The following is a 23,165-nucleotide window of genomic DNA, read 5'->3' as shown; positions in this document are numbered from 1 at the left end:
GTCTATCCATGTCTTCGTTTTCTCCCCTTCGTGTGCCCGAACTGATCGCCCATGCCCATGCGTGGCCGACCCCGGCCAACCCGCAGCGCTACCGCCAGGTGTCGCAGCGGGTGGTCGGGCAACTGCTGCAAACCTTGCTCTATGAGGATGTACTGGGTTATCGCCAGGAGCCCCTGGGCGACGATCGCCAACGCTTTATCGTCGCCGGCACTGACGAGCAGGGCGCAGCGGTCGAGTACCGCTGCGATGGCCTGCTCAGCGACAGCTTCGCCATCATCCGCCTGGACTCGGCCACCCTGGAGCGTATCGACGCCGAGGGCCAGGTCAGCCAGCCGGATCTGCACCAGGCCATCGCCGAGCTGCTCGGCGAGCTGGCCGATGGCCCGCACATGCCGCGCTTCATCCAGGAACTGGAGCAGACGCTGCTCAAGGACCTGCAGTCGCGCAGCCAGGATTACCGGCCCGCTGCGGCGCCACACAGCCTGGATGCCGACAGCCTGGAGCGGCACTTCATGGATGCCCACAGCTACCACCCGTGCTACAAGTCGCGTATCGGCTTTTCCCTGGATGACAACCGCCGTTATGGCCCGGAGTTCGGCCAGCCGCTGGCGGTGGTCTGGCTGGGCATCGCGCGCAAGCTCGGCTCGGTGAACCAGTCGCAAGGCATCGACCTGCAGCGCTTTCTCGAGGATGAGTTCGGCGCCGGACGCTGGGTCGAGATCGACCGGGCACTGGCCGAGCAGGGCCGCGCGCTGGCCGACTACTGGCCGATTCCCGTGCATCCCTGGCAGTGGGAGCAGGTCATCGTGCCGAACTTCCAGGCCGAGCTGGCCGGCGGCGAGTTGCTGTACCTGGGCACGTCCGGCCCGGATTACCGCCCCCAGCAGTCGATCCGCACCCTGGCCAACGTCGAGCAGCCCACAAGGCCCTACGTGAAGCTCGCCCTGAGCATGACCAACACGTCGAGCACGCGCATCCTGGCGCGGCACACGGTGCTCAACGGGCCGATCATCAACGACTGGCTGCAACGGCTGATCGCCAGCGACGCCACCGCCCAGAAGCTGGGTTTCGTGGTTCTCGGTGAAGTGGCCGGAGTCAGTTTCGACTACGCCCAGTTGCCTGCCATCCGCCAGAGCCAGACCTACGGCACCCTGGGCGCGATCTGGCGGGAAAACCTCAGCCGTTACCTGAAGCCGGGCGAGCAGGGCGTGCCGTTCAACGGCCTGAGCCATGTCGAGAACCGCTATGGCGAAGGCGAGCAGCGGCCGTTCATCGATGCCTGGATCGCTCAGTACGGCCTGCACGCCTGGGTGCAGCAACTGCTGCGCGTCAGCGTGGCGCCCATCGTGCACATGCTGTATGCCGAGGGCATCGGCATGGAATCCCACGGGCAGAACATCGTGCTGATCCACCGCGACGGCTGGCCAGAACGCATCGCCCTGAAGGACTTCCACGACGGCGTGCGGTACTCGACGGCGCACCTGGCTCGCCCGGAACTGGCGCCCGAGTTGGTGCCGCTGCCGGCGAGCCACGCCAAGCTGAACCGCAACTCGTTCATCCTCACCGATGACCTGAACGCGGTGCGCGACTTCTCCTGTGACGCGTTCTTCTTCATCTGTCTGGCCGAGATGGCGATCTTCCTGCGTCAGCACTATGGCCTGGACGAGGGCGAGTTCTGGCGCATGACCGCACACGTGGTGCTCGACTATCAGCGCGAACACCCGCAACACGCCGCGCGCATCGAAGCATTCGACGTATTCGCCGCCGAATACGAGGTGGAGGAGTTGACCAAGCGCCGACTGCTGGGCGACGGCGAGCGGCGTTTCAAGCGTGTGCCCAATCCCTTGCACATCCATGGGCCACGCACATGCTGAGAACCAACCGACTCAAGCAGCAATTGGCTGCCGGCGAGGCGGTACGCGGGTTGATCGCCTCGATTCCGTCGGCGGCGTCCATCGAGCTGATCGCCGAGGCTGGCTACGACTTCGTGATCATCGACATGGAGCACGTGCTGATCAACCCGGAAACCGTCGAGCACATGATCCGCACCGCCGAGAGCTATGCCCTCACGCCCCTGGTGCGGGTGCCGGACTTCGCGCCCAAACGCATGTTGCGCCTGCTCGACGGCGGCGCCCAGGGCATCGTCCTGCCGCAGGTCGAGCGCCCCGAGGAACTGAGCGCGGCGATCCGTGCCTGCAAGTATCACCCGCTGGGTGAGCGCAGCCTGAATGCCGGTCGCCCCGGCGCCTTCGGCAAAGCCAGCCTAGCCGAGTACGTCACCGAGGCCAACGCCCAGATCATGGTCGTGGCCATGGTCGAAAGCGTCGAGGGCGTGCGCCGCGCCGCGGAGCTGGCCGCCGTGCCGGGGCTGGACATGATCCTCGAAGGCGCTGCCGACCTGTCCCAGTCGTTCGGCGCGCCGTGGCGGATCGACCAGCCGCCGGTGCAGCAAGCGCTGCTCGACACCTGGCGCGCCGCCCAGGCAGCCGGCATCCCGTACTGCGCCATTCCACGCCACCCCGACGACCACCTGCGGTGGCTCGAACGCGGCGTCAACACTTTCGTGCTGGGTGACGAACGCGGCATCGCGTTTCGCGCCCTCCAGGCCAAGCTGGCCGCCACCTCGACGCGAGGAAACTGATTCCATGACTCACACCAACCACTCGATTGCCGCTGACCTGGTGATGCAGGACCTGGTCGACTGCCTGCTGGCCGAAGATTTCTTCGGCGCCCTCGACAGCCACCTGGTCGAGCCCGCGACCTGGCGTGCTGCGCACCCGGATTCGCCATTGGCTGATCTGCAGGTGCCGCACAAGATCTGGCACTGGCTCTACGACGCCGCCGAACAGCGCGGCCTGGCGGTCGCCCTGCGCGCCGGCATCACCCAGGCCTGGGAAAAGGTGCCCGGCACCCCGGTGCTGGACGTGCAGGGGCAGAAAAGCCGGCCACTCAGCACGGATGCCTTCATGGCCCTGGCCCTGAAAGGCGTGAAGGTCGATGCGGTCGATAACGACAAGGGCATTGAGCTGTTCATGGACGTGCTGCGCACCAGCGTCGGGCAGACCGCGCTGTCCCTCGACCACCAAGTGCCGACCGAAGGCCTGCTGGAAAAGGACGGCGCCGCGTTCTTCCTGGCCATGGAACAGTGGGGCTCGCTGCGCGACCGGCCGTTCCATCCCCTGGCCAAAGCCAAGCAGGGCCTGGATGACGACCAGTACTGCGAGTACCAGGCCGAGTTCGACCAGCCCCTGGTGCTGAACTGGGTAGCGGTGGCCAAAAGCTGCCTGACCTTTGGCGCCGGTATCGATGGCCTGGAGAATTGCCAGCCGGCGCAGTTCATCCTCGAGCCCGGGCAACGGGCGCAGCTCGACGCCGAACTGCGCGCCATGGGCATCGCCGACAGCCACGTCGCTTTGCCCGTTCACCCCTGGCAGCTGGAGCAGGTGTTGCCTGCGCAGCTCGGCGCGGCCTTCGAGCGTGGCGAGTGCCGGCGCCTGAGTTTTCGGGATGGCCGCTTCAACCCCACTTCGTCGCTGCGGTCGCTGGCCTGCGCCGCGGCACCGGCCGATCACATCAAACTGCCGATGGCGGTGTATTCCCTCGGCGCCTCCCGCTACCTGCCGGCGGTGAAGATGATCAACGGCGGGCTGAGCGAGGCGCTGCTGCGCCAGGGCCGCGAGCGCGACGAGGTGCTGCGCGAGGCGCTGCACATCTGCGACGAGAGCAAATGGTGGGGCTACATGCCCGACGGGGGTACCTTGTTCGACGAAGCGCCGCGCCACCTCTCGGCCATGGTCCGGGGCTACCCGCCAGCGCTGCTCGCAGACCCCGCCAAGCGCCTGCTGCCCATGGCCGCGCTGGGGACGCCATTGCCCGACAGCGACCGGCATTTCTTCGACGACTGCATTCGCCAGCGCGGTCTGCCAAGCGGCCCGGCGTCGGTGCTGCAACTGTTCGGCGAGCTGTGCACCTTGTTCTTCGACGTCAACCTGCGCATGTTCCGCCTCGGCATGCTCGGCGAGGTGCACGGCCAGAACGCCGTGCTGGTATACGACGCCGGCACGGTCAGCGGGCTGTTGCTGCGTGATCACGACTCGCTGCGCCTGTACGTGCCCTGGCTGGAGCGCAACGGCATGCTCGACCCGCAGTACCGCATCAAGAAGGGCCATGCCCAGACGCTGTACCATGAGCGCCCCGAGGACCTGCTGTTCTGGCTGCAGACCCTGGGCATCCAGGTCAACCTGCGCGGTATCATCGATACCCTGGAGCGCGTTTACGACGTACCGGCCGTGCAGGCCTGGCAGGTGTTGCGTGATGCCCTGAGCGAGCGGATCGCCGCTGTGCCGTTCGACGACGAAGCGCGCGCCGTGCTGCGTGGCCAGTTGTTCGAGTCCGAAACCTGGCCGCAGAAACTCCTGCTGCGCCCGATGATCGAACGGGCCGGTGGGCCGGGCAGCATGCCGTTCGGCAAGGGGCTAGTCGTCAATCCATTACAAAGGATCGAGTTTGCAACCTAGTGGATCGTTGTCCAGGCGCACGTTGATGCGCCTTTCCCTGGGCGTTATCGCTGCCGGTGCAATGCCCCTGGCCAAGGCCGGGCCTGCACCGCAGCGCATCATCACCTTGTTTCAAGGCGCCACCGACACTGCGGTGGCGCTTGGCATTCGGCCGGCCGGCGTGGTCGATTCGTGGAGCGAGAAGCCCATGTATCGCTACCTGCGCCCGGCGCTGGCAGGCGTGCCTCATGTCGGCCTGGAAACCCAGCCGAGCCTGGAGGACATCGCCTTGCTCACCCCGGACCTGATCGTCGCCTCGCGCTTTCGCCACGAGCGGGTCAAGGGGCTGCTCGAACAGCTGTGCCCGGTGGTGATGCTCGACGAGGTATTCGAATTCCGCCACACCCTGCGCGTGATGGGCGCCGCCACGGCGCGCGACGGCGAAGCGCAGGCCTTGCAAGACCGCTGGGACGCCCGCATCAGCGGGTTACGCGCGCGCCTGGCCACCAAGTTCGGCGCGCGCTGGCCGCTCAGCGTTTCGGTGCTGGACGTGCGTGAAGACCACGTGCGCAGCTACCTGCCCGACAGCTTCGCCGGCAGCGTGCTGGCTGAGCTGGGCTTCGTGTGGAACCGCCAGAGCCGCGATGCCACCGGTGTTTCCATCAAGCTGCGCAGCCGCGAAAGCCTGCCGGTGGCCGACGCCGACGTGTTCTTCGTGTTCGGCCGTGCCGACAGCCCGGCGGTGCAGCGCCATTACCAGGCGATTATCCATCACCCGCTATGGCAGCGCATGAGCGCGCCCAAAGCCGGGCAGGTGTGGTGGGTGGATGGCGTGGCCTGGATATTTTCCGGCGGCATCCTCGGCGCCAACCGCGTGCTCGATGATATCGAACGCACCCTGCTGCAGGACGCCGCGGCATGACGGCGTGGAGCAAACTGATCATTGCGTCGATAGTGCTGCTGGTTTGCTGCATGCTGAGCCTGTCCACCGGCCCCAGCTGGATCGCCCCGCGCACCGTGTTCAACGCCTTGCTGCATGGCGACCCGCTGAACGTCGATCACCTGCTGGTCAATACCACCCGGCTGTCACGCACCCTGATGGCCGTGGTGATCGGTGCCAGCCTGGCGGTGGCCGGCGCGCTGATGCAGGCCATGACCCGCAACCCGCTGGCCTCGCCGGGGCTGTTCGGCATCAACGCCGGAGCGACCTTCGCGTTGATCGTCAGCCTGTCGCTGTTCTCCCTGAATGCGCCTGAGCAATGGCTGTGGAGCGCCTTCTGTGGCGCCGCCGTGGCCGGTGCGCTGGTGTGGACGGTGGGCAACAGCGGGCAGGGCGCGCTCAACCCGTTGCGCATGGTGCTCGCGGGGGCGGCGATCACCGCGCTGTTCACGGCGTTCAGCCAGGCGCTGCTGGTGATCGACCAACAAGGTTTGGATACCGTGCTGTTCTGGCTGGCCGGTTCGCTCAGCGAGCGCAGCCTGGCCACCGCCGTGCCGCTGCTGATCTGCGCACTGCTGGCGCTGCTGGTGGCCTGCCTGCTCGGCGCCCAGGTCAACGTGCTCAATGCCGGTGTGCAGATCGCCATTGGGTTGGGCCAGCGCACCGGCCTGATCCGCCTGCAGCTCGGCGTGCTGGTGGTGATGCTGGCCGGCAGCGCGGTGGCCCTGGCCGGCAGCATCGGTTTCATCGGCCTGATCGTGCCGCACATGGTGCGCCGCCTGGTCGGCATCGACCACCGGGTGATGTTGCCTGGCTGCGCGCTGCTCGGCGCCACGCTGCTGCTGGTCGCCGACATGCTCGCCCGGGTGGTGATCCTGCCCCAGGAAGTGCCGGTCGGAGTGATGACCGCGTTGTTCGGCGCACAGTTCTTTATCGCCCTGGCAAGACGCGGAGGTCGACATGCATAGACCGTGCATCCTGCGCTGGCGCGGTTTCTCGCGGCGTGTCGAAGGCTCCGGGACATTGCGCCTGCTGCTGGCCGTGCTGTTCAGCCTTATCGTGCTGGTTCTCGGCCTGTGCCTGGGCAAGGTCATGCTCTCGCCGCAGCGGGTCGCTGCCGTGCTGATGGGCGAGGGCGGGGCCGGGCTGAGCTTTATCGTCGAGCAGCTGCGCCTGCCGCGCCTGCTGCTTGGCGCGTTGATCGGTGGCGCCCTGGCGGTGTCCGGGTTGATCCTGCAGGCCATCGTGCGCAACCCGCTGGCCTCGCCGGATCTGCTTGGCCTGTCCAGCGGCGCCAGTGCGGCGGCGGTGCTGTACCTGTCGGCCTTCACGGCGACCTGGGGCATGGGCGGCTTGCCGCTGGCGGCGATGCTCGGTGCCGGCAGTGCCGCGTTGGCGGTCTACGGCCTGGCCTGGAAGCAGGGCACGTCACCGCTGCGGCTGGTGCTGATCGGTGTCGGTGTGTCGGCCATGCTGGCGGCGGCCACGACTTTCATGCTGGTGTTCAGCCCGCTGAGCACCACCTTGTCGGCCTATGTATGGCTGACTGGCAGCGTGTATGGCGCGGGCTGGCACGAGGTCAAGGCGCTGGCGGGTGTGCTGCTGTGCCTGCTGCCGGTCCTGGTGCTGCTGTCGCGCCACGTGGTGGTTCAGCAACTCGACGAGGGCCTGGCCCGCGGCATCGGCGTACGTGTGCAGTGGCTGCGCGCCGCGCTGCTCGCGGTCAGCGTGGCCCTGGCCGGTTCGGCCATCGCCTGGGGCGGCGCCATGGCCTTCGTCGGCTTGATCGCCCCGCATATCGCTCGCCAGCTGATCCCCATCGGTTTCGCCGCGCAGGCCTGCATGGCGGCGCTGGTCGGTGCCAACCTGGTGATGCTCGCCGATCTGGCGGGGCGCACGCTGTTCCTGCCGCTGGACCTGCCCGCCGGCATCTTCGTCGCCGTGTTCGGCACCCCGTATTTTCTTTATCTGCTGATCAAGCAGCGGCAGTGAGGACCCCTGACATGACCGCCATCGCCAGCCGCAACCTGACCCTGGCCTACCAGCGCCAGCCGATCATCGACAATCTCGACCTGGCGTTGCCGCGCGGCCAGGTGACGGTGTTGATCGGCAGCAACGGCTGCGGTAAGAGCACGCTGCTGAAATCCTTCGCGCGGCTGCTCAAGCCGCAGGCCGGCACGGTGATCCTCAACGGCGCCGACATTCAGCGCAAGCCGACCGCCGCCGTGGCGCGGGAACTGGCGATCCTGCCGCAGATGCCGGTGGCGCCCGAGGGCATCAGCGTGCGCCAGTTGGTCGCCCTGGGGCGCTACCCGTACCAGAGCTGGATGCAGCAGTGGTCGGCCGAGGACGAAGCCGTGGTGGCCCGCGCACTGACCCGTACCGGCCTGGATGCGTTGGCAGAGCGGCCGGTCGATGCGCTGTCCGGCGGTCAGCGCCAACGCGCCTGGATCGCCATGACCCTGGCCCAGGAAACCGAGTTGGTGCTGCTCGACGAGCCGACCACCTTTCTCGATCTGGCCCACCAGATCGAGGTACTGGACCTGCTGCGCGAGCTCAATCGCCAGGAGGGCAAGACCATCGTCATGGTGCTGCACGACCTCAACCTGGCCTGCCGCTACGCCGACCACATGGTCGCCGTGCACCGGCGCACCGCCTACGCCCAGGGCAAGCCGGCGGACATCCTCAGCGAAGAACTGGTCAAGACGGTGTTCGACCTGGATTGCCGGATCATTCCCGACCCGTTCTTCCACACGCCGCTGTGCATTCCCTTCGGCCGGGACATTCCGCGATGAATTTGAGCGACGCCGAATGGACCAGCCTGTGCGGCGCGCTGCGCTTGCGTCGCGAAAGCGAGCGCGATCTCGCGCGCAGCCTGCCGGCCAGGGAACTGCTGGACGAAGCCACCTGCACGGCGCTGCTGGACAGGCTCGGCCCGGTGATTCTCTCGCCGTCGCGGCGCATCACCGCCTCGCTGCTGGGCAAGCGCCAGTCGTTCCTGCTCACCGGCGCCTGCCTGTATGGCATGTCCGCCTACGACAAGGGGCTGGAGCTGTCGCTGGACAATACCTTCATCGAGTACGGCCACGACGATGGCCTGTGGACCTCGTCGCTGCCGCTGCGCAGCCTGTCCGTCTCGCGGCCCGAACCCGGTGCGCGTGATACCTGGCGCGAGGCGGTGGTCGGGCAGCTGTTCGCCGGTTTGCTGCAGCCGCTGTGGGAGAGTTTCTACCGGCTCACCGGCGTGTCGCGGCGCATTCTCTGGGAGAACACCGCGGTGCGCGTCTATTCGCTGTACGAGCGGCGCCTGGCCAAGCTCGAATGCGCCGCGACGCGCCAGCGCTGCGCCGAAGATTTTCGCTGGCTGACCGAGGAGGCATCCGGCAGCCTGTTCGGCCTCGACTACAACCCGCTGGAGCATTTCAACCGGCCGCTGACGCGGCTCGATGACGGCGCCCGCGCCATCCGTTTTCGCCGCACCTGCTGCTTTTACTACCAGGCCAGCGACCCGGTGGAATATTGCTCCACCTGCCCATTGATCCGACCCAAGGCCCCGCGATGACCATCGAACTCGTTCCCGCTGCTTTGATCGACGCCTATCGCGGCATCGCCGCGTCGACCATCGGCCACGTACTGCAGGAAGGGCACATCCATGGCCTACCGCCGCTGGTGGCCGATGTGCACATCGTCGGCCGCGTCAGCACCGCGCAGATACACGCACCGGACGGCAGCGTGCTGCGCGATGCGCTGATCGCCAGCCAACCGGGCGACGTGCTGGTGATCGCCAACAGCGGCGAGGCGAACTGCGCCTGTTGGGGCGAGCTGCGAACTATCGCTGCACGCATCAAGGGCCTGGCCGGCGTGGTGATCGACGGCCCGGTGACCGACGTGCGCGCACTGCGAACGCTCGGCCTGCCGATCTTCTGCGGCGGTGTCAGCGCCTATACCACGCGCTCGCTTGGCGGAGAGGGTGCGGTGAACGTACCGGTGACGGTACGCGGTGTGTGGGTGCAGCCCGGTGATCTGCTGGTCGCCGATGACGATGGCATTTACGTGCTGCCGTCCGAACAGGCCGGCGAGTTACTGGAACGCCTGCAGAGCAAAGAGGCCGCCGATACGGCTCGGCGCGCGGAGTTGCAGGCGCGGTTGGAGCAGTCGGAGGGCTAGGGTCTGCAGACCCATGGGTGATCCAAACACCTGTGGCAGCGCGCGGAGTCGGGCGAAATCACGGGCATGGCCCGTTCGCACGGGGCACGCGCAGTATGCTTGTGCAGAGGGCGGTTCCCGCCCGCTCCCGGACGATTGAACGACGGATTCACTCAACCAAACGCTTCAGCCTTCCGGCTTGCCAGGACGTAGGGTGAACACCGCTCTTGGCGTCCGCCACGGCGATATCGGGTCCGTGCCCCTGGCTGATCATCCAGCGCAGCAGGCTGACCAGCGACACCTTGTGATCACGTCTGGCGCCCCTGCTGGACTGGTCTTCGCCATACAGCTCGGTGTAGCGGCTGAGCACCAGGTGGCGGCCGTCGGCATCCAGGTGTAATTCAAGCTCGCGGTAATGCAACGTGGCCCTGTCCGGTGCCCTGATTCGCCGGTGCAGTACCAGCACGCCTTCAGCGCTCATCGCTCGCTCCGCAGAGATCCGCCTGCTCGCCGAGCTTGCCCTCGGCAACGAAGTGCGCACGTTGCTCGGCCACGGCGTCGCGCAGGGCCAGGTAGTAATCAGGCTGCTTTCTCAGCTCGTCGGTCAGCGGCAATGCCTCGGCGCGACCATCGACGATACCGCCGACGGTGTCCACGGTGCTCAGTGTCTCAAGGGTGTCGCTGTTGTTGCCGAATGGCGAGACCGCGAAGCTCAATACCTTGCCGGTGGCGTCACGCAGGTTGCCGGTGCCCAGCAGCGGCAGTTCGAGGATCGGACCGTTGGCAATGTTCCATACACCGAAGGTCTGGCCGAAGTCCGCTTGGTGGCGTTCCATGCCCATGCGTCCAGATACATCGATCAGACCGAGGATGCCGACCGTGGTATTGACCGCGAAACGGCCTACCGTGGTGACCGAACGCCCGCCGTTGCCTTGCAGCAGGTCGTTGATGAACACCTTGGGCTCGCCGAAGTTGGCCACGAAATTGTGTACGCCACCCTGCACGAATCCAGGCAGGTGCCGATAACCGCGGGCCACGGGGGCCAGCAGGTAATCGTCGACGCTGCGGTTGAACGCGAAGATGCCGCGGTTGACCGACTCGGCCGGGTCATGGGGGGCGGCCAGCGTGCCTTGGCAGAGTTGCGTGGCGGAAGGTACGGGCGAGCTGGCACAGCCTGCGGTCAGGCTCACGGCAGCTGCCAGCGAGAGCGTACGGGCGAAGGGACGAGCGAGAGCGGTGTTCGGCATGGGCGATCCTCTATGGAAACTGCGCCGATGCTGCCTGGCAGTTTTTGCCCGAGCGTGTCCGCAATATTGCGAAATCGCCGCTTTATTGCCGAATTGAAATATATGACGCGCCCGCGCCAATGGTTTTAGATAGCCGCTCCAGAACTGCGCGCAGCGAGCCCCCCGTGAATCACCTATTGCTGGTGGACGATGACCTCGAAGTCCTCGCCCTCCTGAAGAAATTCCTCGAGCAGCACGGCTATCGCGTCGCCGTGGCCAGTGACGGCGCCGGCCTCTGGCAGGCAATGGCGCGCCAGCAGCCCGACCTCGTGATCCTTGACGTCATGCTGCCGGGGGAGAGCGGCCTGGTGCTCTGCCAGCGCCTGCGCAGTGAGCACTCGGTTGCGGTGATCATGCTCACCGCCATGGGCGAACTCAGCGACCGCGTGGTAGGTCTGGAATTGGGCGCCGACGATTACCTCACCAAGCCGTTCGATGCCCGCGAGCTGCTCGCCCGGGTACGCGCCGTGTTACGCCGCACCGGTGAACTCAGCAGCGTGCTCAACCACAAGCCACGCCCGACCCTGGAGTTCGCCGGCTGGCAGCTGGACGTCACACGCCGTGAACTGCGCTCGCCGGACAAGGTGATGATTCCGCTCTCCGGCGGCGAATTCGAATTGCTGCTGGTGTTCGCCGAACACCCCCGGCGGGTGCTGAGCCGCCAGCAATTGCTGGACATGACCCGTGGCGACGCGTTCGAAGCCTTCGACCGCAGTATCGACGTACAGGTCAGCCGCTTGCGTCGCAAGCTGGAGGGCGATGTCAGTGGCGCGCCGATGATCCGCACGGTGCGCAACAGTGGCTACCTGTTCACCCCCAGTGTGCTGGTGAAGCGATGAAATGGCCGCCCAGGGTCGGCCGCTCCGGCGACACGGTGGCGCGCTGGATCGCGCTGACCACGCTGACCGCGATGCTCACCGCGTTGCTGCTGACCTGGCTGCTGAGCCAACTGGCCGGCGTATGGGCGCGCCCACCGTTGCTGCAGACCGGCCTGCTGGAAAGCCTCGCCAGCATCAGTCGTATCATCGATGCGGCGCCACCCGAGCAGCGCCCGGCCATCGCCAGGTCCGCCAGTGGCGCGATCTATACCACCACCTGGCTGCGTCGTTTCGAGGATGCCGGGTTGCCTGCACCGGACGATGAAGCGGACTTTCGCTCCGGCGAAGGCTTTCTGCGCAGCCAGTTGCGCAACCCCAACGCCAGGATCATCGGCTACGAACCCGCCGACTGGCCAGCCGATGATCCCGGTGCGGAATACGTCTTGATGGTCGAGCTGCGCGACGGCTCCTGGGTGAAATTCTCTGCATTCACCCGCAGCTGGGGCCTCGATGAGCTGCCACGCAACCTGATCGTCATCGCCCTGGTGCTGCTCTCGACCATCATTGTGGCCCTGATCGCCACCTGCCACCTGGCCGCGCCATTGGAACGTTTCGCCCGTGGTGCCCGGCGCTTCGGCAGTGATTTCCGCGCCCCGCCCATCGCCGTCGAAGGGCCGCGAGAAATCCGCCAGGCCATCGTCGCCTTCAACGCCATGCAGGCCCAGTTGCAGCACTTCATCCATGACCGTACGCAGATGCTGGCGGCGATTTCCCATGACCTGCGCACGCCGCTGACGCGCATGCGCCTGCGCGGTGAATTCATCGACGACCCCGAGCAGCAGGCCAAGCTGTTTCGCGATGTGGACGAGATGCAGGCGATGGTCAACAGCGCCCTGGAGTTCTTCCGCGACGACGCCCGCCTGGAACCGGCGACCGCCTTCGACCTCGCCGGGTTGCTGCATACGTTGGTCGATGACTATCGGGATGTCGGTGTCGACGTACAGCTGAGTGCGCAGGGGCGGGTGGTGTATGTCGGTCGGCCGATCGGTATCAAACGCATGCTCGGCAACCTGCTCGACAATGCCATCAAGTACGGCCACGAGCCGGCGGTCATGCTGGAGCAGGGCAGCCGCGCTGTACGAATTCGCGTGCTCGATCGCGGGCCGGGTATCGCCCCGGCGTTGCAGGATGAAGTGTTCAAACCGTTCTTTCGCATCGAGGGTTCGCGCAACAAGCACACCGGTGGCGTCGGCCTCGGGCTTTCTGCAGCACGGGCCATCGTGTTGGAGCACGGCGGCAGCCTGACGCTGCGCAATCGCCCTGCTGGCGGGCTGGAAGTGCGGGTCGAATTGCCATTCGCCTGAGTACTGTCAGTGGAAGCGAGTCAGCTGAGCGATCCGCCCTTCTGGCTCGCCAGATAGGTGCCAGTCGGTGGGCTGGCTAAAAAGTGCTTCTGCAGTCCATCGAAGATCGCCTGGGCGACGCGCTTCTGGTGCAGCGGGTCGCAGAGTTTGCGGCAGTCGGCCGGGTTGGAGATGAAGCCGGTTTCCACCAGGATGGATGGGATAACCGGGGATTTGAGCACCGCGAAGCCGGCCTGCTCGACGCGTTTCTGATGCACGCCAGCCACCTTGCCGACATTATCGAGGACCGTCTTGCCCAATCCCAGGCTGGTACTGATGGTGGCGTTCAGCGACATGTCGAGCAGCACGCCAGCCAGCACCGGGTCCCTGTTCTTCAGGGACAGCAGCTCGCGGGCACCCAGCAGGTCCGCGCTGTTCTCACGCTCGGCCATCCACCGCGCGGTGGTCGACGTGGCACCGTTTTCCGAGAGGGCGAACACCGAGGCGCCCGACGCACTCCTGCGCGGCGCGGCGTCGGCGTGCACGGAAATGAACAGGTCGGCATTGTGACGGCGAGCGACTTCCACGCGTTTGCGCAGCGGCACGAAGACGTCCTGATTACGCACCAACTGTGCCTTGAAACCACGCTGGCGGTTGAGCTTCTGGGCCAGCAGGCGGGCAATGGCGAGTGCCACCACCTTTTCCTGCTCGCCGTTGCCGCCCAGGGCGCCGGGGTCCTTGCCGCCATGCCCAGCGTCGATCACCACGACCACGTCCCGTTGCCCGGCAGTGGTTGCCCGCTGAGGTTCGACGATCCCCTGCGGCGCGAGCGCCATGTCACGTAGATCGACCACCAGGCGATGCCCCTCGCTGCCGTTGGGGCCGAGCAGAAAGCTTTCCACCCTGGCCGGCTGCTTGAGGTCGAGCACGATGCGCGTACCGCCGGCCTGAGGGCCGCTGCGAATGGCGCTGAGCAGCCGGTTGCCGGCCGACAGTTCGTTCAGGTCGGCGGCTGTAGCGGTATCTGCCAGATCGACGACCAGTCGCTCCGGCGCCTTCAGCGAGAAGATCTGGTATTTCGCTGGGCCGCTCATGTCGAATACCAGCCTCAGCTTCTCGCCATCGTCCCAGGCACGGGCGTGCATGACTTTCGGGGTAGCGGCGGCTATGGCCCAGGGTAGGGTGAGGCCTGCCAGGGCCAGGTGGAGGAGGTGACGTCTGTGCATGGTCGTTTGATCCCAGGCTATGCAACTTCAAATGTTATATTATTGCATTATTGGGCGCTGCGTAAGGGCGTTCGAGCAGATGGCGTTGCCGGCATCCACATTCATCGCACCGGCTGCGCGGTCCGCAGGTCACAGCTTCAGGATGACCGCGCGGAGAACCACCGATGAAGCGCTTGCGAATCGCCACCTACAACATCAATGGCATCAACGCCCGGCTGCCCAATCTGCTGGATTGGCTGAAGCGCGAGCAGCCGGACGTGGTGTGCCTGCAGGAACTCAAGACGGCCGACAAGTCGTTCCCGGCCAGGGATATCGAAGCGGCCGGGTACGGTGTGGTGTATCAGGGGCAGGCATCCTGGAACGGCGTGGCGATTCTCGGCCGTGATACCCAGCCATTGGCGATCCGTCGCGGCCTGCCAGGCGCCGAGTGGGATGCCCAGGCGCGCTACATCGAGGCCGCGGTGCAGGGCGTGATGGTGGCCTGCCTGTACCTGCCCAACGGCAACCCGCAGCCCGGACCGAAGTTCGATTACAAGCTCAGGTGGTTCGAGCAGCTGATCGCCCATGCGCAGACGTTACAGGCCAGCGACCATCCGGTGGTGCTGGCCGGCGACTTCAACGTGGTACCCACGGATTTCGATATCTACAGCACCCGCTCGTGGCTCAAGGACGCTCTTTTGCAACCCGAAAGCCGCGCCTGTTTTCAACGCTTGCTGGATCAGGGCTGGGTGGACGCGCTACGCACGTTGCACCCGGATCAGCAGCTCTTCACCTTCTGGGATTACTTGCGCCACCACTGGCAGACCAACTCAGGACTGCGTATCGACCATCTGCTACTCAACCCAGCGCTGGCGCCGTACCTGCAGGCGGCCGGCGTGGACACCTGGGTGCGTGGCGAGGCGCGCCCCAGCGACCATGCGCCGGCTTGGATCCAGCTGAGCAGCCGCAAAAAACGTAGCAGGTGACGCGGTGCTCATATCGGATGGTTGTTTTCTTATTCGCTTTGGAAATATGTAAAGAGTTTTTTCATATTTGCGGCCACCATGGTCGGATAGGAAAATGCTCGATTGACCAATTTATTGATACAGGTCAAAGCCTTACATTAAAGGTGCCTTTTGAACACATCCCTCAGCGGCCAATTGGCCAGAACGCTTGCCGACTGCCAGCCCGGATCTGACGAGCGCGAACGCGCCCGCGAGGGCGTGATCGATTACTTCGCCTGCCTGCTGCCCGTGCAGCTCGGTTTGCTGCGGGACTCGGGGCTGACCTCGGTTCGCAAGGTGTTTCCCGCCGCGCGTAGCACGGAGAATCATGCCCTGCAGCTGGGTTACATGAGCCACGCGCTGGATTTCGACGACTACCATGCGACGTTCCGCGGCCACCCGACCACGGTGGTGCTGTCGACGTTGCTGGCCGTGCTCGCGAATCAGCCGCGCCTGGCGGTCGAGGATTTTCTCGATGCCTATGTCATCGGCGTCGAGCTGGCCGGGCGCCTGGGCAAGGCCATCGGTACCCGCCATTACGCCGCGGGGCTGCACAGCACCGCAACGCTGGGTGTGATCGCCGCGACCGGCGCTGCCTGCCGGCTGCTGCGCCTGACGCCTGAGCAAAGCGAAATCGCCCTCGGCCTGGCCGCGACCCAGGCTTCGGGCCTGCGCGCCCAGTTCGGCTCCGCGGCCAAGGCCCTGCATGCCGGCCTGGCTGCGCGGGGTGCGGTCAACAGCGTCGAACTGGCCCGAGCCGGTTTTGCCGCACAGCGCCACGGCGTGCTGGAGGCATTTCTGGCTGCCCTGGGTTACGGCGTCGAACGCCCGGATGATCTGCTGGCCGAGTGGGGCGCACCCTGGCGAATCATCGCGCCCGGCCTGGAGTTCAAGCGCTATCCCACCTGCGGTGGAACCCACAGTGCGGCGGAGGCTGCGTTCGTGCTGCGCGGGCGGCTGGGCGGCGACCTGCATGCGGTGCAGCATATCGAGGTGAGCTTCCCGCCGGGCGCCGACACCGCGCCCAACATCATCGCGCCGGTCAATGGCGTGCAGGCGCGTTTCAGCCTCGAATACGTGATCGCCGATGCGTTGCTCAACGGCGCCATCTCCCTCGAGCGTTACGGCGAAGAGCCGGTCGATACCCGGATCGCCGCGCTGGCAGCACGGGTAAGGCGCCTACCGGACCCGAGTGCGCCGGCCGATGAACTCGATCCGGATCGGCGCTTTCACCGCGTTACGCTGTTCATGGCCGATGGCACGTCCCACAGCCACTGCGTGACTCGCCTGGAAACCGCCGCCGCGCCCACCGATGTGCTGGCCAAGCTGCGCACCAACCTTCTATCCCTGCCCGAGGCGCGGCTGGCCGCGATCAGCGGGGATCTGCAACTCGCTGACGATGCCGCGCTGCATCGCCTGGCTTCACTCATTAGCTGTCAGTAAGGATTCGTTATGTCCATGCAACCTGCTTCACCCCGTCAACTGCGCCTCGGTCTGTTCGTGCAGGCGCTGGGGCACCATGTGGGCGGCTGGCGTGCCGAGGGCGCGAAAGGCTCGCCCACCGATATCGACTGGTTCACCTGGATCGCCAAGAAGGCGGAAGAGGGCAAGTTCGACATGTTCTTCGTCGGCGACGCCCTGGCCACCAGCGTGCATCGCCTGCCCTCGACCATGTCGCGCCTGGAGCCGCTGACGCTGCTCTCGGCCCTGGCCGTGCAAACCAAACACATCGGCCTGGCCGCCACCGCATCCACCACCTTCGACGAACCGTTCCACCTGGCCCGCGCGCTGTGTTCGGTGGACCACATCAGCCGTGGCCGCGGCGCCTGGAACGTGGTCACCTCGTTCTCTCTCGACGCGGCACGCAATTTCAGCCGCGAAGACCTGCCGTCCCACGCCGACCGCTATGAAATGGCCCGTGAATTTCTCGATGTGGCCTTCAAACTGTGGGACGGCTGGGAAGAGGGCGCCATCGTCCGTGAAAAGGCCACCGGCCGTTACTCGGACGAAAGCAAGATCAACGCGGCCAACCATAGGGGCAAGCACTTCCAGGTGCAGGGCCCGCTGAACATCGACCGTTCGCCCCAGGGCCGTCCGGTGATCATCGAGGCCGGTTCGTCGCCGGCTGGCCAGCAGTTGGCCGCGCAAACCGCCGAAGTGGTGTTCACCGCAGCATCGTCGCTGGAGGAGGGCCAGGCCTTCTACCAGAGCCAGAAGCAATTCGTGCGCGACGCCGGTCGCCAGCCCGACCACCTGCTGATTCTGCCGGGGGTGATGCCCATCGTCGGTCGCACCCGTGAAGAGGCCCAGGAAGTCTGGAACCAGCTCAACGAACTGGTGGACATCGACAACGGCATCGAGCAGCTGTCGGCGCGTTTCGGCGTGGACATGACCGCCTACCCGCTGGACGGCCCGGTGCCGGAAATCCCCGCCACCGAAGGCAGCCAGAGCCGCGTCAAGCTGCTTACCGAGCTGGCCGCCCGCGAGAACCTGACCCTGCGCCAACTGGCGGCGGTGGCTGCCGGTTCGCGCGGTCACCGCGTGGTGGTCGGCACCGCCGAGGATATCGCCGATGACTTCCAGCACTGGCTGGAACAGGGCGGCGCCGATGGTTTCAACATCATGCCGGCTGTGCTGCCCGACCAGCTCGATCTGTTCGTCGAGCTGGTGATTCCCGAGCTGCAGCGCCGCGGCCTGTTCCGCACCGATTACCAATACAGCACGCTGCGGGAAAACCTCGGCCTGCCGTCCGTTGATGAAAACTTTGCCGCCGTTGCCCCGTTGGCAACCGAGAAGGAATAAGCCCATGAAACGTTCTGCACTGACCGCTGCCGCCTTCGCGCTGTTGCCCCTGACCAGCGCTTTCGCCGCCGACAAGGGCGTGCCCTTCAACGCCACCGCCAAGCCCGAGGCCGATGCCGCGCTGCATGACAGCCTGCCCGAAGCGATCAAGAAGCGTGGCAGCATCATCGCCGGCACCAACCCGAACACGCCGCCGACCACGTTCTACCAGGCCGACAACAAGACCCTGGCCGGGCGCGAGATCGACATCATCAGCGCGGTTGCCGATCGCCTCGGCGTGAAGCTGGACCTGCGTGACACCGGCGGCTTCGACAACATCATTCCGGGCCTGAAATCCGGGCGTTACGACGCGGCGATCTCCAACATCGACGCCAATGCCAAACGCCTGGAGCAGGTCGACTTCGTCGGCTACTACAACGCCTCCAAGCTGGCCCTGGTCGGCCGTGCGGATTCCGACAAGGGGCCGTTCAACAGCTTTGCCGAGCTGTGCGGCCAGACCGTCGGCGCCGGCGCCGGCACTTCCCAGGTCACGCGCCTGCAGCAGGCCAGCGAGGCGTGCGTGGCCGATGGCAAGCCGGCCATCAAGGTGCCGATCTTCCCGGATCGCCCAGCCGGCGTGCAGGCAGTGATCAGCGGCCGCGTGCCTATGTTCTTCGGCCCGTACGAAGGTCTGCGCTACCAGGCCAGCCAGGTGAAGGCGCTGAAACTGGCCGGTGAGATCACCATCGAGGACACCATCGTATCCATCGCCCTGGCCAAGGATTCGCCGCTGGGCAAGCCGATCCAGGCAGCGCTGAACTCGCTGATCAAGGACGGCACCTACCAGCAGATCCTCGACAAGTGGGAAATCGGCTTCGGCGCCGTCGAATCCGCCGGCCTCAACGCAGAAAACCTCAAATGAGCCAACGGCCTGACGACGACATCGCCGGGCTGCGCATCGTCAAGCACCGTCACTGGGGGCGCTGGCTCAGCGCCCTGATCGTGCTGTTGCTGCTGTCGCTGGTGGCCACGTCGATGGTCAACAACCCGCGTTTCGAATGGGACGTGGTGGCGCAGAACCTGACGGAAGAGTCGATCCTCGCCGGCGTGCTGATGACCATCGAGCTGCCGGTCATCTCGGTGGTGTTCGGCTTCGCCGGCGGCACGTTGCTGGCCCTCATGCGGCTGTCTTCCAACCCGGTGCTGGTCAGCGTCAGCTGGGCCTACACCTGGTTCTTCCGCGCCGTGCCGATGCTGGTGCAGCTGTTTCTCTGGTACAACATCGCGGCGCTGTATCCGCAGCTGTCGCTGAGCCTGCCGCTGGTGGGCGAGGTGTGGAGCGCGGAAACCAACGAGATCATCAGCCCGTTCAGCGCGGCGGTGCTGGCCCTGGTGATTCACCAGTCCGCGTACGCGGCGGAAATCATCCGCGCCGGCATCCAGAGCGTCGGCCAGGGCCAGCTGGAAGCCGCCAAGGCCCTCGGCTACCGGCCTGGGCAGATCTTTCGCCAGACCGTGCTGCCCCAGGCCATGCGCACCATCCTGCCGCCGGCCGGCAACGAGGTGATCGGCCAACTGAAAACCACCGCGGTGGTGTCGGTGATCGCCCTGCAGGACGTGCTCTATTCGGCGCAGATCATCTACCAGCGCACCTATGAGGTGATCCCGCTGCTGCTGGTCGCCACCCTCTGGTACCTGGTGATGACCTCGGTGCTGTCGGTGCTCCAGCATTACATCGAAGTGTGGTTCAGCCGTGGCAATGGTCCGGCGCGCGGCAGCTGGCTGCGCCGCAACAAAGGCACGCAGGAGTCCGAGTCATGAGCGAGTCCATCCGCCTGCGTGGCGTGCACAAGCAGTTTTCCGGTAACACCGTGCTGCACGGCATCGACCTGGACATCGCCGCCGGCTCGGTGACGGTGATTCTCGGGCCGTCCGGTTCGGGCAAGTCGACCTTGCTGCGTTGCATCAACCACCTGGAAAAGCTCGACGGCGGCACCATCCACGTCGGCGACACGCTGATCGGATATTGCCGCAAGGGCCAGGCGCTCTACGAACTGCCGGAAAAGGCCGTCGCCCGGCAGCGTCAGCGCATCGGCATGGTGTTCCAGCAGTTCAACCTGTTCCCGCACCGCACGGTGCTGCAGAACATTGCCGATGCACCGATCCGCATCCTCGGCCAGAAACGCGCCGAGGTGGAGGCGCGCGCCATGCAACTGCTCGATCAGGTCGGCCTGGCGCACCGTGCCCAGGCCTGGCCGCGCGAGCTGTCCGGCGGCCAGCAGCAGCGCGTGGCGATCGCCCGGGCGCTGGCGATGCAGCCCGACGTGATGCTGTTCGACGAGCCGACCTCGGCGCTAGACCCCGAGCTGGTCGGCGAAGTGCTGCAGGTGATGAAGCAGTTGGCGCACTCGGGCATCACCATGGTGGTGGTCACCCATGAAATCGGCTTTGCCCGCGAGGTAGCGGACAACATCGTGTTCATGGACAACGGCAAGGTGGTGGAGGCGGGCGATGCCCGTGCCTTGCTGGACAACCCGCAGCATCCACGGCTGCGCGAGTTCCTGGCCAGCGTGCTGTGACACGTCGCCTGGCAGTGAGCACAGTGCTCACCGCCAGGGGCATCATCCCGCCCGGCCTGCGTGCACGGCCTGCAGGAACTCCTCCGCCAGGTGATGGGCCCAGGGCCTGGCGGTAAGCCCCGACAGGTACGCGCAATGGCTGCCGCGCGAGGTGACGGCCAGCAGCGTTCTGGGCAGGCGCACCATGGCGTGTTCATGTTCGCGTACGTTGTCCGCCACGCAGACGGGATCGTCCTCTGCGTTGAGCACCAGCAGCGGCACGCTGATCCGCTCCATCAGCGCAACCGGATTGCAGCCATCCAGATAGGCCTGCCAACTGTCGTAGCCGGCGCACTCGTACAGGTGCTGGTGAAACTCATCCAGGCTTTGCGCTCCTTCGAGCCGCGCCAGACTGGGCCAGGCCGCCAGCGCTTCGCGGTTGCGCGTCACGAACTGGCGTACCAACCTTCTCGCCATCACCCGACTGTAGGGTGCTCGCGAGCGGGCGAACGCCACCTCGATGTCGTAACCCGGGCAATAGGCGAAGGCACCCTGCAGTTGCGTGTCATCGCCTTGCTCGCCTAGGTAGCGCACCAGCAGGCCAGTACCGGCGGAAATACCGGCGGCGTAAAGCGGGGAGTGCGGGTGGCGTTCGCCGATCCGCCGCAATTGCTCGCGCAGGTCTTCGGTATCGCCCATGGTATTGAAGCGCGGGCTGGTCAGCGGCAACTCGCCGTGTCCGCGACGCTCGCACAGCACGATGCGCCAGCCGGTGAGGCGCTGCATGTCGCGCACGAACACCCGCATGCTCTGCGGTGTACCGGTGATGGTGTGCAGCACTGCCAGGGTCGGCGTGCGGGCCGGCAAGTCGGCGCCCAGCCAATGCAATGCCGTGGTGCCACCGTCGCTCATGCGCAGCATTTCGACCCGCTCATAGACCAGGCGAGGGGAGAGCGCTTCCTGGATACCGGCGACGAAAATCTGCAGGTGCCCGTTGACGGCCCAGGGGGTGGCCCAGAAGCGCTGCTTCAGGCGTGGCAGCCTGGCGAGCAACTCGGCATTGTGGGCCTTGGCCTGGTAGATCAGCTGCGGCCGACGCGCGACGACGCCCAGGTAGTAGGCGGCGAAGCCGACCAGAAATACGCACAGCGCGACCATCGTGGTTGTCATTCAATGCCCCCATGAGCGTCTTCAGCCGGGCAATCTTACCGGCTGCGGCGCTGGGTTGCTGGGCGAATGAAGGCGGGTGAGGGCAGTGGTAGCGCGCTATCTGCCCATAAGACGGGCCAGATCGAGCGCCCGGACGGGTCGGAATTACTCGCCTGATGCTTTAAACTAGCCGGTTATCGTAAGAACCGTCATGGCCATAGCCATGAAGGGCTTCAAACCTTCAAATATGTGTGGTGAAGATGACCAAGCCTTTCATTTCGCTGTGCCCGGAAATCACTCGGGCACATGCGTTGAAGCTGATGGACTGGTTGGAAGATGATCGCGTTACCTGCTACCTGAGCGATTCACGCGATGTCTCCCGGTCCATCGAACACGCCATCGATCGGACGCAATTGCCGATCCTGACCCATCTGTTCAACCGCGACGGCCGCTTCTTCATGGCCTATGATCGCCACGACGACCCGGTGGGTTTCGTGCGCCTGATCAATAATGGCGCCGAGTGCGAGATCGTCCTAGCCATCGGCGACAGCGAAAAATGGGGTCGCAACCTCGGCACCCGTACCATCCGCGAAGGCATGAAACTGGCGTTCCTCGACATGCGCGCCGGGAAGCTCATCGCCAAGATTCACCCGGACAACCAGCGCTCGCAGAAAGCCTTCCTGCGCAGCGGCTTCGAACTCGAAAGCGAAACACCAACCATGACCTCATGGGCCATGACGGCCGGGCGCTACCTGCAGCTACTGCGCGAAGATGCCTTCCGCGATGCACCCGGGATCTACATCACCGAAATGGACAAGGCCAAGCTCGACAACCTGATCGCACTGGAGGAAGGCCCGGTCGCCCAACTCGAACACGAGCTCGAACGCGCCATTGTCGTCGAGCCGGACCAGGTGCCCAGCACCGTCGTCACGATGAACACCAGGGCCCTGGTGCAACTGGACGACGAAGAAATCGAAGTGGCCGTGGTTTACCCCGAAGACGCCAACAGCAGCGCCGGCAAGCATTCGGTCTGTTCCGACCTTGGCGCCGCCATCCTGGGCTATCAGGAGGGAGACGCCATCGATTGGCGGATTGCGGGCCGCACGCGGCAGATCGAGATCAGGAAGGTGCTTTATCAGCCGGAGGCGGCTGGGGATTTCCACCTTTAGCACCAGATGGAAGTATCAGCGTCACTGGATGTCTGTTGAACAGAAGAGCCGCAGGGAGGTGGCTCGTCTGGTTGGTTGTAGGCTGGGGAGGCAGAGTGAGGTGCAGGGTGAGCAAGCGTGACAGCTCGTAATACGTAATTTAACATAATATACATTATGCGAAGCCTACGAGAATGCCCAGGCGGCAATCACCACAACGGCGATCACAGGGATATGACACAGCATGAACAGCTTGAGGTCTTGCCACTCGCGTTCCTGGCGGGCCTGGAT

The 23,165-nt window shown here is 65.6% G+C and carries 21 protein-coding genes and 1 pseudogene; 18 read left to right on the top strand and 4 right to left on the bottom strand.

Translation table 11 applies throughout. The features are described from left to right. Positions 1–8: 8 nt before the first annotated feature. From BVH03_RS10980 to BVH03_RS10940, 9 genes are read left to right on the top strand one after another with little or no spacing between them, the layout of a single operon-like run. Positions 9–1,874, top strand: coding sequence for an IucA/IucC family siderophore biosynthesis protein (locus BVH03_RS10980; protein ID WP_143485944.1), 1,866 nt, complete (start codon positions 9–11; stop codon positions 1,872–1,874). Further along, positions 1,868–2,641, top strand: a complete 774-nt coding sequence (locus tag BVH03_RS10975) for an HpcH/HpaI aldolase/citrate lyase family protein (protein WP_075961190.1) — start codon at positions 1,868–1,870, stop codon at positions 2,639–2,641. Before BVH03_RS10980 ends, BVH03_RS10975 begins: the two co-directional genes overlap by 7 nt. Before the next feature lie 4 nt (positions 2,642–2,645). Beyond that, positions 2,646–4,517: an IucA/IucC family siderophore biosynthesis protein gene (locus BVH03_RS10970; RefSeq protein ID WP_075961189.1), complete on the top strand. Its 1,872-nt coding sequence runs from the start codon at positions 2,646–2,648 to the stop codon at positions 4,515–4,517. Beyond that, on the top strand, positions 4,507–5,418 hold the full coding sequence (locus tag BVH03_RS10965; protein ID WP_075961188.1) for an ABC transporter substrate-binding protein: 912 nt from the start codon (positions 4,507–4,509) through the stop codon (positions 5,416–5,418). Before BVH03_RS10970 ends, BVH03_RS10965 begins: the two co-directional genes overlap by 11 nt. Next, complete coding sequence (locus BVH03_RS10960; protein WP_075961187.1) at positions 5,415–6,404, top strand: iron ABC transporter permease; 990 nt, start codon at positions 5,415–5,417, stop codon at positions 6,402–6,404. The genes BVH03_RS10965 and BVH03_RS10960 overlap by 4 nt, the downstream gene beginning before the upstream one ends. Next, positions 6,397–7,428: an iron chelate uptake ABC transporter family permease subunit gene (locus tag BVH03_RS10955; protein ID WP_075961186.1), complete on the top strand. Its 1,032-nt coding sequence runs from the start codon at positions 6,397–6,399 to the stop codon at positions 7,426–7,428. Before BVH03_RS10960 ends, BVH03_RS10955 begins: the two co-directional genes overlap by 8 nt. Before the next feature lie 11 nt (positions 7,429–7,439). Continuing rightward, positions 7,440–8,231, top strand: coding sequence for an ABC transporter ATP-binding protein (locus BVH03_RS10950; protein WP_075961185.1), 792 nt, complete (start codon positions 7,440–7,442; stop codon positions 8,229–8,231). Further along, entirely contained in the window at positions 8,228–8,998 is a 771-nt protein-coding gene (locus BVH03_RS10945; RefSeq protein ID WP_075961184.1) for an IucA/IucC family C-terminal-domain containing protein, read from the top strand. The genes BVH03_RS10950 and BVH03_RS10945 overlap by 4 nt, the downstream gene beginning before the upstream one ends. Next, the gene (locus BVH03_RS10940) at positions 8,995–9,603 is read left to right on the top strand and encodes an RraA family protein (protein ID WP_075961183.1); all 609 of its coding nucleotides are present in this window, start codon (positions 8,995–8,997) and stop codon (positions 9,601–9,603) included. Before BVH03_RS10945 ends, BVH03_RS10940 begins: the two co-directional genes overlap by 4 nt. Before the next feature lie 148 nt (positions 9,604–9,751). On the opposite strand, the gene BVH03_RS10935 is transcribed toward BVH03_RS10940, so the two are convergent. Together BVH03_RS10935 and BVH03_RS10930 are read right to left on the bottom strand one after the other, a co-directional pair. Next, positions 9,752–10,063, bottom strand: a complete 312-nt coding sequence (locus tag BVH03_RS10935; protein ID WP_075961182.1) for a hypothetical protein — start codon at positions 10,061–10,063, stop codon at positions 9,752–9,754. Further along, positions 10,053–10,829 (bottom strand): VacJ family lipoprotein, encoded by a 777-nt coding sequence (locus BVH03_RS10930; protein ID WP_075961181.1) that lies wholly within the window; start codon positions 10,827–10,829, stop codon positions 10,053–10,055. The genes BVH03_RS10935 and BVH03_RS10930 overlap by 11 nt, the downstream gene beginning before the upstream one ends. A 164-nt stretch (positions 10,830–10,993) precedes the next feature. Here BVH03_RS10930 and BVH03_RS10925 point away from each other — a divergent pair, with 164 nt between their 5' ends. Together BVH03_RS10925 and BVH03_RS10920 are read left to right on the top strand one after the other, a co-directional pair. Next, entirely contained in the window at positions 10,994–11,707 is a 714-nt protein-coding gene (locus BVH03_RS10925; protein WP_075961180.1) for a response regulator, read from the top strand. Further along, complete coding sequence (locus BVH03_RS10920; RefSeq protein ID WP_075961179.1) at positions 11,704–13,050, top strand: ATP-binding protein; 1,347 nt, start codon at positions 11,704–11,706, stop codon at positions 13,048–13,050. The genes BVH03_RS10925 and BVH03_RS10920 overlap by 4 nt, the downstream gene beginning before the upstream one ends. A 20-nt stretch (positions 13,051–13,070) precedes the next feature. Here the strand turns inward: BVH03_RS10920 and BVH03_RS10915 are convergent, their stop codons facing one another. After that, the gene (locus BVH03_RS10915) at positions 13,071–14,255 is read right to left on the bottom strand and encodes an N-acetylmuramoyl-L-alanine amidase (protein ID WP_075961178.1); all 1,185 of its coding nucleotides are present in this window, start codon (positions 14,253–14,255) and stop codon (positions 13,071–13,073) included. A gap of 164 nt (positions 14,256–14,419) precedes the next feature. Here BVH03_RS10915 and xth point away from each other — a divergent pair, with 164 nt between their 5' ends. The 6 genes from xth to BVH03_RS10885 all read left to right on the top strand — a co-directional run bounded on the left by xth (position 14,420) and on the right by BVH03_RS10885 (position 20,598). After that, entirely contained in the window at positions 14,420–15,220 is an 801-nt protein-coding gene (gene xth / locus BVH03_RS10910; RefSeq protein ID WP_075961177.1) for an exodeoxyribonuclease III, read from the top strand. A gap of 150 nt (positions 15,221–15,370) precedes the next feature. Continuing rightward, complete coding sequence (locus BVH03_RS10905) at positions 15,371–16,681, top strand: MmgE/PrpD family protein (RefSeq protein WP_075961176.1); 1,311 nt, start codon at positions 15,371–15,373, stop codon at positions 16,679–16,681. Between the two features lie 9 nt (positions 16,682–16,690). Beyond that, a complete protein-coding gene (locus tag BVH03_RS10900; RefSeq protein WP_075961175.1) occupies positions 16,691–18,040 on the top strand; it encodes an LLM class flavin-dependent oxidoreductase in 1,350 nt (449 codons plus the stop codon). A gap of 4 nt (positions 18,041–18,044) precedes the next feature. Further along, complete coding sequence (locus BVH03_RS10895) at positions 18,045–18,941, top strand: ABC transporter substrate-binding protein (protein ID WP_075961174.1); 897 nt, start codon at positions 18,045–18,047, stop codon at positions 18,939–18,941. Beyond that, positions 18,938–19,840, top strand: coding sequence for an amino acid ABC transporter permease (locus BVH03_RS10890; RefSeq protein ID WP_075961173.1), 903 nt, complete (start codon positions 18,938–18,940; stop codon positions 19,838–19,840). Before BVH03_RS10895 ends, BVH03_RS10890 begins: the two co-directional genes overlap by 4 nt. Beyond that, complete coding sequence (locus BVH03_RS10885) at positions 19,837–20,598, top strand: amino acid ABC transporter ATP-binding protein (protein ID WP_075961172.1); 762 nt, start codon at positions 19,837–19,839, stop codon at positions 20,596–20,598. The genes BVH03_RS10890 and BVH03_RS10885 overlap by 4 nt, the downstream gene beginning before the upstream one ends. A 42-nt stretch (positions 20,599–20,640) precedes the next feature. Here BVH03_RS10885 and BVH03_RS10880 read toward each other — a convergent pair whose 3' ends face one another. Then, the gene (locus BVH03_RS10880) at positions 20,641–21,747 is read right to left on the bottom strand and encodes a YheT family hydrolase (protein ID WP_075961171.1); all 1,107 of its coding nucleotides are present in this window, start codon (positions 21,745–21,747) and stop codon (positions 20,641–20,643) included. Between the two features lie 190 nt (positions 21,748–21,937). Between BVH03_RS10880 and BVH03_RS10875 the strand changes: the two are divergent. Continuing rightward, a pseudogene (locus BVH03_RS10875) lies at positions 21,938–22,895 on the top strand (GNAT family N-acetyltransferase). The last annotated feature ends 270 nt before the right edge of the window (positions 22,896–23,165 follow it).

The sequence above is a fragment of the Pseudomonas sp. PA15(2017) genome (assembly GCF_001945395.1).
Taxonomy (GTDB): domain Bacteria; phylum Pseudomonadota; class Gammaproteobacteria; order Pseudomonadales; family Pseudomonadaceae; genus Aquipseudomonas.
Note: the sequence above shows the minus strand (reverse complement) of the source record. Positions and strands in the feature narration are given on the sequence as shown.

Excerpts from the sequence above, each read along its gene's own strand:
- BVH03_RS10980 (WP_143485944.1), top strand. The coding sequence starts at position 9 with ATGTCTTCGTTTTCTCCCCTTCGTGTGCCCGAACTGATCGCCCATGCC.
- BVH03_RS10975 (WP_075961190.1), top strand. The coding sequence starts at position 1,868 with ATGCTGAGAACCAACCGACTCAAGCAGCAATTGGCTGCCGGCGAGGCG.
- BVH03_RS10970 (WP_075961189.1), top strand. The coding sequence starts at position 2,646 with ATGACTCACACCAACCACTCGATTGCCGCTGACCTGGTGATGCAGGAC.
- BVH03_RS10960 (WP_075961187.1), top strand. The coding sequence starts at position 5,415 with ATGACGGCGTGGAGCAAACTGATCATTGCGTCGATAGTGCTGCTGGTT.
- BVH03_RS10955 (WP_075961186.1), top strand. The coding sequence starts at position 6,397 with ATGCATAGACCGTGCATCCTGCGCTGGCGCGGTTTCTCGCGGCGTGTC.
- BVH03_RS10950 (WP_075961185.1), top strand. The coding sequence starts at position 7,440 with ATGACCGCCATCGCCAGCCGCAACCTGACCCTGGCCTACCAGCGCCAG.
- BVH03_RS10945 (WP_075961184.1), top strand. The coding sequence starts at position 8,228 with ATGAATTTGAGCGACGCCGAATGGACCAGCCTGTGCGGCGCGCTGCGC.
- BVH03_RS10940 (WP_075961183.1), top strand. The coding sequence starts at position 8,995 with ATGACCATCGAACTCGTTCCCGCTGCTTTGATCGACGCCTATCGCGGC.
- BVH03_RS10935 (WP_075961182.1), bottom strand. The coding sequence starts at position 10,063 with ATGAGCGCTGAAGGCGTGCTGGTACTGCACCGGCGAATCAGGGCACCG.
- BVH03_RS10930 (WP_075961181.1), bottom strand. The coding sequence starts at position 10,829 with ATGCCGAACACCGCTCTCGCTCGTCCCTTCGCCCGTACGCTCTCGCTG.
- BVH03_RS10920 (WP_075961179.1), top strand. The coding sequence starts at position 11,704 with ATGAAATGGCCGCCCAGGGTCGGCCGCTCCGGCGACACGGTGGCGCGC.
- BVH03_RS10915 (WP_075961178.1), bottom strand. The coding sequence starts at position 14,255 with ATGCACAGACGTCACCTCCTCCACCTGGCCCTGGCAGGCCTCACCCTA.
- xth (WP_075961177.1), top strand. The coding sequence starts at position 14,420 with ATGAAGCGCTTGCGAATCGCCACCTACAACATCAATGGCATCAACGCC.
- BVH03_RS10900 (WP_075961175.1), top strand. The coding sequence starts at position 16,691 with ATGTCCATGCAACCTGCTTCACCCCGTCAACTGCGCCTCGGTCTGTTC.
- BVH03_RS10895 (WP_075961174.1), top strand. The coding sequence starts at position 18,045 with ATGAAACGTTCTGCACTGACCGCTGCCGCCTTCGCGCTGTTGCCCCTG.
- BVH03_RS10890 (WP_075961173.1), top strand. The coding sequence starts at position 18,938 with ATGAGCCAACGGCCTGACGACGACATCGCCGGGCTGCGCATCGTCAAG.
- BVH03_RS10885 (WP_075961172.1), top strand. The coding sequence starts at position 19,837 with ATGAGCGAGTCCATCCGCCTGCGTGGCGTGCACAAGCAGTTTTCCGGT.
- BVH03_RS10880 (WP_075961171.1), bottom strand. The coding sequence starts at position 21,747 with ATGACAACCACGATGGTCGCGCTGTGCGTATTTCTGGTCGGCTTCGCC.